We start from the raw sequence: 12,822 nt of genomic DNA on the forward strand, positions 1-12,822 counted from the left end.
CGGGTGATGATTGACCCCGGGGTTTGATGACCGCCATCCTGTTCCCATGACTGAAACATCACCCGACAGCGCCATTGCCGCCCGGATGGCCAATTCGACCCCGCAGGCCATCGCCCTGGGCTTTGAGGCCATCAGCATGGCCGCCGGTCGGGCCTCCATGCGCGTTCCCTGGCGGGAAGACCTTGTGGAGGAGGCCGGCTCGCAGTCCCTGGCTTCCGGGGTGATCACTACCCTGACGGACCATTGCTGCGGCATGGCGGTGGCGGCCGTCGAGGAGGACCGGTTTCCAACCGCCACGCTGGACTTGCGGATCGACTTCCTGCGCCCCGCAGCCCCGGGCGCCGGCGTCATGGTCGAGGCCCATTGCTACCGGACGACAGAGTCCCTCGCCTTTGTCCGGGCCAGCGCCTGGGACGTCAGTCCGGAGGATCCCATAGCCACGGTCCAGGCCGCCTTTGTCCTGAACGGCCCCCAATCACCGAGGCCTGCGTCGTGAACGAGAAGATTGCCCGCCTGCAGGCCTATCTGGACGCCCGACCCTATGCCCGGTTCCTGGGGGCGAAGGCCGACGCCGTGGAGGGCGAAGTGGTCCTGGCGCTGCCCTTCTCGCCCCACCTGATCGGCAATACGGCCCTGCCGGCCCTGCATGGCGGCGTCATTGGCGCCATCATGGAGCTGTCAGCCCTGTCCCGGCTGACCCTGGTTCACCCAAGGCTGAGTCCGCACCAGACCATCGACGTCACGATCGAATATCTGAGGCCCGGGCGGCCCCAGACCACCCTTGTCAGCGCCCATCTGAAAAAGGTCGGTCGGCGCATCGCCAATGTCCAGGTCGAGGCCTGGCAGGAGTCCCGGGATCAACCCATCGCCGCCCTGCGCGGGCATTTCCTACTTGGGCGCGAGAGCTAGGGCCTTCTGCTCGGCGTGAATGGCGTCGAGGTCGGCCTGGGCCCTGGCCCTGGCCTCGGCGTCCTGCCTGTTGCCCGCTTCGATCAGGGCCTCGGTCGCCTCCATCTCCCGGACGGGCAGGAGGTGGCTGTTGTCGGCGACCTTGAAGGGACCGGTCTCAATGCCCTTCAGGATCTCCCTCTGACGGACGGCTTCGGGGGTATCGCCGACGCCATAGGAGAAGATGAAGGCGCGGACCTTGGCCTTGACGGACTCGGGCACATCCTTGCGCCAGACCATGGGGTCTTCCGGAATGGTGGGCGAGGTCCAGATCACCTCGATATTGGCCAGGGTCTGTTTCGCCGCAGGCTCGGTCTTGGTGGACAGGCGGATAATGGACTGGGTGTTGTTGGTGGCCGCATCCACCTGGCCCATGGCGACGGCGAAGAGATTGGCCTCATGATTGGCGCTCTTCACGGTCTTGAAGCAGCCGGCGGGGGTCTGGTTCCTGGGCGCAAAAAGGTAGGTCATGGGCGCCAGGGTGCCCGAGGTGGACTTGGCGTCCCCCATGGCGAAGTTCAGGGTCCGGTCACAGGCCATGATCCTGTCCAGGGTCAGGCCGCTGCCCTTTTTCACGATGATGACGGATTGATAGCCATCAGGCCCGCTGGGCTTTGAGGTTCGGGCGAAGACTTCCCCGCCGGACCGGCGCACGGCTTCCAGGCCCGACTGGTTGGTGAACCAGCCCATCTCGGTCTGCTTGAAGCGCATGGCCTCAATCAGGGCGGTGTAGTTGGATCCGAAGAAGGGCTCGACCTTCAGGCCGGTGGCCTTTTCCATGTCGGCCAGGAAAGGCGCCCAGGACTTCTGCGCCGCCTGGGCGTTCTCGGTGGACATGATGGAGAAGCGGACGGTGTCGGTGGACTCCACTTCCTTCGCCGGTTTGCCGCAGGCCGCCAGGGCCAGGAGGAGGGCCAGGGCAAGGGCTGGTTTCCGTGCTGTCTTGGCTTGGATATTCATGATGTTCTGCTTTCCAGGGCCCGGTCCGCGACGGCCTTGATGCATGCACAAATGAAATGTGTGCTTGAGGCCGTCGTCATTGAGGGCTAACGCGCGGACCATGTCTCTGCAAGGTCTCTCCCATTCCGCCCGCGACGCCAAGAGCTGGCCCTTCGAACAGGCCCGGCTTCTGCTCGAACGCATTCTGCGCCTGCGCCTCTCCGACGGCGAGCGCGACCTGGCTGCATCGCTGATCCTCGAGGGCAAGGCCGCAGAGGCGGCGGCGACCTTCGAAGCCCTTCGCCGGCCGGTGGTCTTCCAGTGCGGCTTCGGCGCCTCAGGCCTGCCGCACATGGGCACCTTCGGCGAGGCGGCCCGGCCGACCATGGTGCGCAACGCGTTCCGCGCCCTGACCGACGACGCCATTCCCACCAAGCTGATTGTCTTCTCCGACGACATGGACGGCTTCCGCAAGATTCCGGACAATGTGCCCAATCGCGACATGCTCGAGGAAGACCGGGACAAGCCGGTCAGCCGGGTCCGCGACCCCTTCGGCGAGTACGAGAGCTTCGGCGCCCACAACAACGCCCGCCTGCGCGCCTTTCTGGACGGCTTCGGCTTTGACTATGACTTCATGTCGTCGACACAGACCTATCAGTCCGGCCAGCTGGACAGGGTTCTGCTGCGGATCCTGGAGCGGTTCGACGCCATCCAGGGGGTCATGCTGCCTACCCTGGGCGAAGAGCGTCGGGCCACCTATTCCCCCTTCCTGCCCATCAGTCCCAAGTCCGGTCGGGTGCTGCAGGCGCCGACCCTGGAACGCAATGTCGAGCGCGGGACCATTGTCTTCGCCGATGAGGACGGAACCCGGACCGAGGTCCCGGTCACCGGCGGCCATGTGAAGCTGCAGTGGCGCCCGGACTGGGCCGCCCGCTGGACCGCGCTCGAAGTTGATTACGAAATGTCGGGCAAGGACCTGGTGGACAGCGTCCGGGTGTCCAACAAGCTGGTCAAGGTTCTGGGCGGGACACCGCCCGAGGCCTTCCACTTCGAGCTCTTCATGGACGAGAACAACCAGAAGATCTCCAAGTCCAAGGGCAATGGCCTGACCATGGAGGAGTGGCTGCGCTATGGCGCGCCCGAGAGCCTCGCCTATTACATGTACCAGTCACCCAAGTCGGCCAAGCGGCTGTATTTCGACGTCATCCCCAAGGCGACGGACGAATACCTGCAGCAGCTGGACGCCTTCAACCGCGCACGCAGTGACGGATCCAACGCACCGGGCATCGACAATCCGGCCTGGCATGTCCATCGCGGCGCGCCGCCGGAGTCCGGTTCGCCGGTCTCCTTCTCCCTGCTGCTGAATCTGGTGTCGGCCGCCGACGCCTCCACCAAGGACATCCTCTGGGGCTTCATCCGGACCTATATCCCCGGGGCGACAGCGGAAACCCAGCCCCTGCTGGACCGGCTGGCCGACTATGCGATCAATTACTACGAGGACTTCGTAAAGCCGAACAAGCGCTTCCGGGCGCCCGACGCCATGGAGCGGGCGGCCATCGAGGATCTGGCCGCCCGGTTCCGGGCCCTGCCTGCCGGTTGCCAGGACGCCGAGCTGATCCAGGCCGAGGTCTATGAAGCCGGCAAGGCGGCGGGCTTCGAGCCCCTGCGCCTGTGGTTCACGGCGCTTTATGAGGTCCTTCTGGGACAGAGCCAGGGGCCACGCTTCGGCTCCTTCGCCGCCATTTTCGGGCTGGACCGCACCCTTGACCTGATTGATCGCGCCCTGTCCGGGAGTCTCGTCAGCGAGGGATAGGTGATCAACGATCATATTGACGCGCACGGAAGGCAGGCTTACGCTCCGGGAAGGTAAGAAGACCTTCGGGGAGGAAGTTCCAGTGCCTAATGATCTGCGCCGTCCGGCTCGCACCTTCACCATCCGGCAGCTCTGCCAGGAATTCAAATGCACACCCCGCGCCCTGCGCTTCTATGAGGACAAGGGTCTGCTGACCCCGGCCCGGGACGGCATGAACCGGGTCTATTCCTATCGCGACCGGGCCCGGCTCCAGCTGATCCTTCGGGGCAAGCGCGTCGGTCTGGCCCTGGCCGAAATCGGCGAAATCCTCGACCTCTATGAAGTGGACGACGGCGGCGCCACCCAGAACGCCAAGTCCCTTGGCAAGTTCCGCCAGCGCATTGTCGCCCTGCAGGCCCAGCGGGACGACATCGACAACGCCATTCTGGAGCTGGAAGAAGCCAGCAAGCGGCTGGAGGCCCACCTGGCCCAGACCCGCCCTGATCTCCTGCCCCAGGCGGCGGACTATGATCAGGTCCTGCGGGCGCGGCTCGGCGATCTCGAACACGCCAAATAGCGTCCGGGTATCTGGCCCCTGGCATCGGGACTATGCTCTAGTGTGTCTGTGACACATATGGAGCGCCCATGACCTACCAGCCCCCCGTTCGCGACCACACCTTCATCCTGGCCGATATCCTCAATATCGATCAGTACGGCGACCTGCCGGGCTTTGCCGAGGCGCCCATGGATGTGGTGTCGCAGATCATCGAAGAGTCCGGCAAGTTCACCGCCGAGGTCCTGGCTCCCCTGAACGCGGTCGGCGACAAGGAGGGCTGTCACTGGTCCCCTGACCATACGGTGACCACCCCCAAGGGCTTCAAGGAAGCCTATGCCAAGCTGGTCGAGGGCGGCTGGCCCGCCCTGGGCGCCGAGCCCGCCTATGGCGGACAGGGCCTGCCCCATGTGATCAACCTGTCCTTCACGGAGATGACCTCGTCGGCCAACATGGCCTTTGGCATGTATCCCGGCCTGACCCACGGCGCCTATTCCGCCATTCTGGCCGGGGGTTCCCAGGACCAGAAGGATCTCTACCTGCCCAAGCTGGCCTCGGGTCAGTGGGGCGGGACCATGAACCTCACCGAGCCCCATTGCGGCACGGATCTGGGCCTGCTGCGCACAAAGGCGGTTCCTCAGGGGGATGGCAGCTACAGGATCTCGGGCACCAAGATCTGGATATCCGGCGGCGAACACGACCTGGCCGAAAACATCGTCCACCTGGTCCTGGCCCGCATCGAAGGCGCCCCGGAAGGGGTTCGCGGCATTTCCCTGTTCATCGTCCCGAAATTCCTGCCGGACGCCGAGGGCAATCCGGGTGAGCGGAACAGCGTTTACTGCGACGGCCTTGAAGAAAAGATGGGCATTCACGGCAACGCCACCTGCGTCATGCGCCATGAAGCGGCGAAGGGCTGGCTGGTGGGGGTCGAGAACCAGGGCCTGCGCATCATGTTCGTCATGATGAACGAGGCGCGGATCGGGGTGGGCCTTCAGGGCATAGCCCAGGCCGAAATCGCCTATCAGGCGGCCGCCGCCTTCGCCAAGGACCGGCTGCAGGGGCGTTCCCTGACCGGACCCAAGAACGCTGAGGGTCCCGCCGATCCCATCATCGTCCATCCGGACGTCCGCCGCATGCTCATGGACAGCCGGGCCGTCATCGAGGCTGGCCGGGCCTTCCTGTTCTGGACCGCCCTGCATGGCGACCTGGCCCATTCCCACCCCGACGAGGCCGTGCGCCAGAAGGCGGGCGACTACATGGCCCTAATGACCCCGGTGGTGAAGGGCTATCTGACGGACCGCGGTCTGAAGGTCTGTTCCGATGCCCTGCAGATCCACGGCGGCTCGGGCTTTACCGAGCACTTCCCCGCCAGCCAGTACATGCGCGATGTGCGCATTTCCCTGATCTATGAGGGCACCAACGGCGTCCAGGCCCTGGACCTGGTGGGCCGCAAGCTGGCCGCGGACGGTGGCCGGGCGGTGATGAGCTTCTTCGCCGAGATCGACGCCTATGTGGCCGAACATGGCGAGGACCCGACCCTCAAGCCCTTCGTCGAAGGCCTGGCCGCCGCCAAGGTCCAGCTGCAGGACGGCACCATGTGGCTGATGCAGAACGGCCTGGCCAATCCCGACAATGCCGGCGCCGCCTCGACGGATTACATGCACCTCTTTGGCCTGACCGCCCTGGCCTATATGTGGGCCAGGATCGCCCAGGCGGCCCAGGCGAAGATTGCGGCCGGGGACACCGATCCCTTCTATGCCAACAAGCTGGTCATCGGCCGCTACTTCCTGGAACGTGTCCTGCCGGACACGGGCAGCCATCTGGCCAAGCTGAAGACCGGATCAGAGTTGATGATGGCCCTTCCGGCGGACGCCTTCTGACATGGCCCGCTACACGGCCGACGTCCTGTGGAGCCTGAAGGAGGGCGAAGACTTCGCCAATGGCCGCTACAGCCGGGCCCACACGATCAGCTTTGACGGCGGCGTCACCATGCCGGCTTCGGCCTCACCCCACGTGGTGGGCAAGTGGGCCGATCCCGCTGCCGTGGATCCCGAGGAATTGCTGGTGGCGGCCCTGTCCAACTGTCACATGCTGACCTTCCTGCACAAGGCGCGGCTGGCCGGGTTTTCCGTGGCCAGCTATGCCGACCACGCCGAGGGCGTCATGGAAGAGATAGCTCCGGGCCGGCTGGGCGTGACCCGGGTCTGGCTCAAGCCCGACATCGCCTGGGCCGGTCCCGCGCCCACGCCGGATCAGCTGGTGGACCTCCACCATGCCGCCCACGAGGAATGTTACATCGCCAACTCGGTGACCACCGAGGTGGTCATAGGTTAGGCGGCGTTGCGTCGGCGCGGATTGGAGAATTCCAGCACCCCGTCCTCCAGGGTCGAATAGCGCAGGCTCATCATGTCCCGGGCATAGTTCTGGTGCAGCTTCCACGGCGCCTTGGATCCCTGCTTGGGGAAGGCGGCGATGGAGCGCTGGACATATCCGGACGAGAAGTCGAGCCAGGGCTCCAGGCCCATGTCCGGATCATTGTTCCTCGGGGTAGCCTGCTGCAGGCCCGTCTTCTTCATGTGGTTCAGAAGTCGGCAGACATACTCGCAGGTCAGGTCGCACTTCAGGGTCCAGGACGCATTGGTGTAGCCGAAGGACGACGCCAGGTTCGGCACATCGGAATACATCATGCCCTTGTAGCTGAGGCTGGTCCCGGGATCGACCGCCTGGCCGTCCACGGTCAGCTTCAGGCCATTGAGCACCTGCAGGTTCAGACCCGTCGCCGTGACGATCACATCGGCCGGCAGCTCGGCGCCGGACTTCAGCTTGATACCGGTGGGGGTGAAGGTCTCGATATGGTCGGTGACCACCTCGGCCGCACCCGACTTGATGGCGTTGAACAGGTCGGCGTCCGGCACCAGGCAGAGGCGCTGGTCCCACGGATTGTATTTGGGCGTGAAGTGGGTGGCCACGTCATAGTCCGGGCCCAGCTCGGCCTTCACCATGTCGATGATGCCTTGCTTGGTCCGGTCGGGCCGGTTGCGGGCGATCCGGTAGAAGAACATGCCCCCCAGCACATTGCGCCAGCGGATGATCTGGTAGGCCAGCATGGAGGGCAGCCACTTGCGCAGCTTGTTGGCCATGGCGTCCTCGGCGGGGCGCGACACCACATAGGTGGGCGAGCGCTGCAGCATGGTGACATGGGCCGCGGTCTTTGCCATTTCCGGCACCAGGGTCACGGCCGTGGCGCCTGACCCGATCACCACCACCCGCTTGCCGGCATATTCCAGGTTTTCCGGCCAGTGCTGGGGATGGACCAGGGCGCCCTTGAAGTCCTTGGCGCCGGGGAAGTCCGGGGTATAGCCCTTGTCGTAATTGTAATAGCCGCCGCACAGGAACAGGAACTGGCAGGTCACCTGGACCGGCTTGCCATCAACCTGGGACTCAACGGTCCAGAGGGCGTCCGACGACGACCAGGAGGCGTTCTGGACCATGTGTCCGAACCGGATGTGGGGCTCGATTCCCTCGTCCTTGGCCGTATCGCGCACGTATTTCAGGATGGAAGGCCCGTCAGCAATCGCCTTGGCCTCGGTCCAGGGCTTGAAGGCATAGCCCAGGGTGTACATGTCGCTGTCCGACCGGATGCCTGGATAGCGGAACAGGTCCCAGGTCCCGCCGATCGCCTGCCGCCCCTCGAGGATGACATAGGATCGGTCCGGGCAGTTGGTCTGCAGGTGATGGGCCGCGCCGACGCCGGACAGGCCGGCTCCGATGATGACGACGTCAAAGTGTTCGGTGGGCATGGGGGAGAGCCTTTTAAACTACGCGGGCCGCTTATCGGACGAGAGGGACCGGCGGGCAAGCCGTCACAAGCCCTTCCAGCTTTTCCCGCCAGTCAGGGTCCGCCCTCATTTCACATTCCCACAGGACCAGGACCTTCCAGCCCAGGACTGTGAGGGCCTGCAGGCTGCCGGCGTCCCGCTCACGGTTGCGGCCGATCTTGGCCAGCCAGTAGTCCTGATTGGCCTTGGGGACCCGGGCGCCGCGGGCGCAGTCGTGGCCATGCCAGAAGCAGCCGTGGATGAAGATGGCCAGGCGCCGTCCCGGCATGACGATATCCGGTGAGCCCGGCAGGTCCTTCCGGTGCAGGCGATAGCGCAAGCCCATGGCGGTCAGGGCCTTGCGCACCTTCAGTTCCGGGCTGGTGTCCCTGCTGCGCACCCGGCGCATGACGGACGATCTTTTCTCCGGGGAAAAGACGTCCGTCACAGGCGGACCACTAGAGGCCGTCGAACAGGGCCGTGGACAGGTAGCGTTCGGCGAAGCTGGGAATGATGGCGACAATGGTCTTGCCGGCCATGTCATCCCGGGAGGCCAGGTCAAAGGCTGCAGTCAGGGCGGCGCCTGAGGAAATGCCTACCGGAATGCCTTCTTCCCGGGCCACGCGGCGGGCCATGGCGAAGCTGTCGTCATTGGAGACCTGGATGATCTCGTCAATGACGCCGCGGTCCAGGATGGACGGCACAAAGCCGGCGCCAATGCCCTGGATCTTGTGCGGGGCCGGCGAGCCCCCCGACAGGACCGGCGAGGAGGCTGGCTCGACCGCCACCATCTTCAGGGACGGCTTGCGTTCCTTCAGGACCTGACCGATCCCGGTAATGGTCCCGCCCGTGCCGACGCCGGAGACGACAGCGTCCACCTTGCCTTCGGTGTCGTTCCAGATTTCCTCGGCGGTGGAGACCCGGTGGATCAGGGGGTTGGCGGCGTTATCGAACTGCTGGGGCAGGACCGCGCCCGGAATGGCCTCCACCAGTTCCTTGGCCCGGGCGACCGCGCCGGCCATGCCGCGCTCGGCCGGAGTCAGTTCCAGCTGGGCGCCGAGCAGGAGCAGCATCTTGCGCCGCTCCACCGACATGCTTTCGGGCATGCAAAGGATGAGCTTGTAGCCCTTGGACGCCGCCACAAAGGCCAGGGCGATGCCGGTATTGCCGCTGGTGGGTTCCACAATGGTCGAGCCGGGCTTGAGGATGCCCTGGAATTCCAGGCTTTCGATCAGGCTGACCCCGATCCGGTCCTTCACGGAGGAGATCGGATTGAAGAATTCCAGCTTGGCCAGGACCGTGCCCTTGGGCTTCAGCGCCTTGGTCAGGTTGGGCAGGGCGACAAGAGGCGTATCGCCGATGGTGTCGATGATGGAGGCGTAGATCTTCCCCCGGCCCTTACGCTTGTGATTGGAGGCGTCATAGGTGGCCATGGCCGTAATCCCTGCAGAGTTTGGCTTTCGGGCTGAACTTAAGCCTGCCGGCGGGATTTGGAAGGGAGGTTCTGGGGGGCGGGGCTCAGGAAATCTGAAAGCCCTTGTCCAGCTCGGCCAGAAGGGGTTCGAGGATCTGGCCGGCCAGCCAGCGGACCGCGGGAACCGCAACGCCATCCCCGGTCACATGCAGGGCTGCGGTGACCGACTTCGGCAGGCGATAGGTTTCCGGCAGACCCATGAGGCGGGCCGCCTCCCGGGGGCTGATCAGACGCGAGCGGACTTCGCCACCGTCCACCAGGACCAGGGTCTGGCGTGATGATCCGCCGCGGGGGGTGCGAAGACACCCGGCCATACCGTCGAACCTGACCTCGGCCCTTTGCTGACGCCGACCGTCGACCTGCCGCGTGCGGCGGAAGAGGGCGCCGACGGCTCTTTCGCCTGAGGCCTTCAGCGCCTCGAGCCGGGCCCTGTGCGCCGGGCTCATCAGGCTGATCAGGTTGCTGGTTTCCTCGGGCGTGCTCCAGCGCGCCTCTGAATCGGGGTCAAGAATGTCGGCAAGACCCGCATTCCGTCGGGCTGGGGCCATTCCGGCCCAGTCCATCCAGTCGGACTGGAGACTTACTGGCAGACTTTCATAGGCCTTGTTGATGGCCGGCGTGCGGAAGGGGTTAGGACCCGTGAGGCCCTCAGGTCTCCCCCTGGCCGCAATCACGAAAACCCGGGGTCGGGACTGGGGCAGGAAGGGCGCGGCGTCGATCTCCAGGGCGCCATAGCAATAGCCCTGACTGGCCAGGGCTGCGCAGAGGGCGGCAAAGTCAGCCCCGCTGTTCGAGGTGAGCAGGCCCGTGACATTCTCGATGACCAGGGTCCGGGGGGCGCGGCCTTCCGCTCCCAGGGCGTCCACCAGCTTCCAGAAGCCGTAGAAGGCAGAAGATCGTCCGCCGGCCAGTCCCGCCCTGCCGCCGGCCAGACTGAAGTCCTGGCAGGGGGATGAGGCCCAGGCCAAGTCCGCCTGTCCGGGGAGGTCGGCAGCGGTCAGGGCCCAGACATCGCCTTCGACCAGGTGCCGCCCGGCGTCCGGAAAGTTGTCGCGATAGGCGCCGGCCTTGGCGGAATCGAAATCGTTGGCGAAGGCGCAGGCCCAGCCGTCCCCGAGACCCAGGCGCGCCATTCCGCCGCCAGCAAAGAATTCATAGAAGGTCCGACTCACGAGGCCAGACTAGCGGCGCTGGCAGGCGCCGTCTTGACGGATCAGCGCACCGCTATGGCGACCGTCTCCACCTGGGACTGCAGATGGGGACCCCGACCGGGCACCGGCAGCAGGAATCCGAGGGTGGCGGCCATCAGCGCCGCCGCCGCAAAATAGTACCGCACCACCATTGTCAGGGTTCTCCCCGCTCGTTCATGGCGAGGATAATGCCCTGTTACGGTTAAGGTTTTGGCCCACCACTGGTCGAATTTTCCCGCCAGTTTGGCGCCAAAGTGTCGCAGTTGGGCCCTGCCGGCCCTTGACCCGGGGCGAGGCAGGGGCGGTAATCGCTGCAAGCAAGGGGAGGCGTAGATGGGCAAGCTGGCTGACACGGCCTGGGACATGGTGATCCGCAATGGATCGGTCATTGATGGCTCTGGCGCCGCCGCCTTTGCCGCCGACATCGCCATCAGGGACGGACTGATCGCCCAGGTCGGCGCCGTGTCCGGCAAGGGGGCCGAGGAAATCGACGCCGCCGGCAGGCTGGTGATGCCGGGCTTTGTGGACATTCACACCCACTATGACGGCCAGGCGACCTGGGGCGAACACATGACCCCTTCGGCCTGGCACGGAGTGACGACGGTGGTCATGGGCAATTGCGGGGTCGGCTTCGCCCCCTGCCGGCCCGAAGACCACGACCGCCTGATCCGTCTCATGGAGGGGGTGGAAGACATTCCCTTCCCGGTGCTGACCGAGGGTCTGCCATGGAACTGGGAAAGTTTCCCCGACTATCTCGACGCCCTGGGCCGCCGGGCCTTTGACGTGGACATCGGCGCCCAGCTGCCCCACGCCGCCCTTCGGGTCTATGTCATGGGTGAGCGCGGGGCCAACCGCGAACCGGCCAGCCCCGCTGACATCGCCGCAATGGCGGCCATAGCCCAGAAGGCCATGGAAGCTGGCGCCCTCGGCTTTTCCACCTCCCGGACCCTCAATCACCGGACATCGGACGGCCAGCCCACCCCGACCCTCACCGCAGCCGAGGACGAGCTGACCGGCATAGCCAGGGGCCTTGGCGCCGCCGGAAAAGGCGTGCTGCAGGTGGTCTCTGATTTTGGCGACCCCCGGGCAGAGTTCGGCCTGCTGCGCCGGATGGTGGAGGCATCGGGCCGCCCCCTGTCCTTCAGCCTGGTTCAGAGCCCCAAGGGCCCCAATGCCTGGCGCACCCTGCTTGATGCCCTATCCGAAGCGACGGCGGCCGGCCTGCCCATGAAGGCCCAGGTCTGTGGTCGTCCGGTGGGCGTGCTGCTGGGCTTTGAGCTGACCCTCAATCCGTTCAGCCATACGCAGGCCTACAAGGCGATCGCTGACCTGCCCTTCGCCGAACGCCTGGCCCGGCTGCAGGATCCGACCTTCCGGGCGGCCCTTCTGGATCAGGCGACGCCGGCTGGCGGCCACGCCATTGCCGCGGGCCTGACCCGCAACTGGTCGACCATGTTCCTGATGGGCGATGAGCCCGACTATGAGCAGACCCCCGACCAGACCATTGCCGCCCTGGCGGAGACCCGGGGCATGACGCCGGACCAGCTTGCCCTTGATCACATGCTGTCCAGGGGGGGCAAGGGCATGCTCTACCTGCCCTTCCTGAACTATGCCGACGGCTCCCTTGACCCCAGCTACGCCATGCTGACCCACAGGGACACGGTGCCAGGCCTGTCGGACGGGGGCGCCCATGTGGGCATGATCTGCGATGGCAGCTTCCCCACCTCCAACCTCACCCACTGGACCCGCGACCGGACCCGGGGGTCGAAGATTCCCCTGGAGACCATGGTCCGCATGCAGACCCGCGATACCGCCGAGGCGGTGGGCCTGCACGATCGCGGCCTCATTGCGCCAGGCTATCGGGCTGACCTCAACATCATCGACTATGAGGCCCTGACCCTGGGGGCGCCCGGTGTCGCCTATGATCTCCCTGCCGGCGGCCGCAGACTGGTCCAGCGGGCGAAGGGCTATGTCGCCACCCTGGTGGCCGGCGCCGTCACCTATCGGGATGGAGAGCCCACCGGCGCCCTGCCGGGAAGACTGCTCCGTGGGGGCCAGCCAGCACCCGTCGCTCTGGCGGCGGAATAGGTCTTCGCGTCGCGAGCAAC

At 65.7% G+C, this 12,822-nt stretch carries 12 protein-coding genes; 7 read left to right on the forward strand and 5 right to left on the reverse strand.

Translation table 11 applies throughout. The annotated features are described in order from the left end of the window. The first annotated feature begins 85 nt into the window (after positions 1–85). A complete protein-coding gene (locus tag CFE28_01630) occupies positions 86–496 on the forward strand; it encodes a thioesterase (GenBank protein ID OYU71502.1) in 411 nt (136 codons plus the stop codon). Beyond that, positions 493–909 carry a thioesterase gene (locus CFE28_01635; protein ID OYU68808.1) on the forward strand — a complete coding sequence of 139 codons (417 nt, stop codon included), beginning with the start codon at positions 493–495 and terminating at the stop codon, positions 907–909. Before CFE28_01630 ends, CFE28_01635 begins: the two co-directional genes overlap by 4 nt. On the opposite strand, the gene CFE28_01640 is transcribed toward CFE28_01635, so the two are convergent. After that, positions 889–1,908, reverse strand: coding sequence for a phosphonate ABC transporter substrate-binding protein (locus tag CFE28_01640; GenBank protein ID OYU71503.1), 1,020 nt, complete (start codon positions 1,906–1,908; stop codon positions 889–891). The two genes, CFE28_01635 and CFE28_01640, sit on opposite strands and share 21 nt — an antisense overlap. 100 nt (positions 1,909–2,008) lie before the next feature. Here CFE28_01640 and CFE28_01645 point away from each other — a divergent pair, with 100 nt between their 5' ends. The 4 genes from CFE28_01645 (at position 2,009) to CFE28_01660 (ending at position 6,566) form a co-directional block, all read left to right on the forward strand. Beyond that, positions 2,009–3,700, forward strand: coding sequence for a lysine--tRNA ligase (locus CFE28_01645; GenBank protein ID OYU68809.1), 1,692 nt, complete (start codon positions 2,009–2,011; stop codon positions 3,698–3,700). An 82-nt stretch (positions 3,701–3,782) separates the two neighbouring features. Next, positions 3,783–4,256, forward strand: coding sequence for a transcriptional regulator (locus CFE28_01650; protein ID OYU68810.1), 474 nt, complete (start codon positions 3,783–3,785; stop codon positions 4,254–4,256). Positions 4,257–4,324: 68 nt separating this feature from the next. After that, positions 4,325–6,112, forward strand: coding sequence for an acyl-CoA dehydrogenase (locus tag CFE28_01655; GenBank protein OYU68811.1), 1,788 nt, complete (start codon positions 4,325–4,327; stop codon positions 6,110–6,112). Between the two features lies 1 nt (position 6,113). Further along, positions 6,114–6,566 (forward strand): peroxiredoxin, encoded by a 453-nt coding sequence (locus CFE28_01660; GenBank protein OYU68812.1) that lies wholly within the window; start codon positions 6,114–6,116, stop codon positions 6,564–6,566. On the opposite strand, the gene CFE28_01665 is transcribed toward CFE28_01660, so the two are convergent. The 4 genes from CFE28_01665 to CFE28_01680 form a co-directional block, all read right to left on the reverse strand. Then, positions 6,563–8,032 carry an FAD-containing monooxygenase EthA gene (locus tag CFE28_01665; GenBank protein OYU68813.1) on the reverse strand — a complete coding sequence of 490 codons (1,470 nt, stop codon included), beginning with the start codon at positions 8,030–8,032 and terminating at the stop codon, positions 6,563–6,565. The genes CFE28_01660 and CFE28_01665 overlap by 4 nt on opposite strands. Before the next feature lie 31 nt (positions 8,033–8,063). Further along, positions 8,064–8,498: a very short patch repair endonuclease gene (locus tag CFE28_01670; GenBank protein ID OYU68814.1), complete on the reverse strand. Its 435-nt coding sequence runs from the start codon at positions 8,496–8,498 to the stop codon at positions 8,064–8,066. A gap of 10 nt (positions 8,499–8,508) precedes the next feature. Then, positions 8,509–9,483, reverse strand: a complete 975-nt coding sequence (gene cysK / locus CFE28_01675) for a cysteine synthase A (protein OYU68815.1) — start codon at positions 9,481–9,483, stop codon at positions 8,509–8,511. Between the two features lie 85 nt (positions 9,484–9,568). Continuing rightward, positions 9,569–10,657 (reverse strand): DNA (cytosine-5-)-methyltransferase, encoded by a 1,089-nt coding sequence (locus CFE28_01680; GenBank protein ID OYU71504.1) that lies wholly within the window; start codon positions 10,655–10,657, stop codon positions 9,569–9,571. Between the two features lie 399 nt (positions 10,658–11,056). Between CFE28_01680 and CFE28_01685 the strand changes: the two genes are divergently transcribed. After that, entirely contained in the window at positions 11,057–12,802 is a 1,746-nt protein-coding gene (locus CFE28_01685; protein ID OYU71505.1) for an amidohydrolase, read from the forward strand. Positions 12,803–12,822 lie beyond the last annotated feature (20 nt).

It is taken from the genome of Alphaproteobacteria bacterium PA2, from assembly GCA_002256425.1.
Lineage (GTDB): Bacteria > Pseudomonadota > Alphaproteobacteria > Caulobacterales > Caulobacteraceae > Phenylobacterium.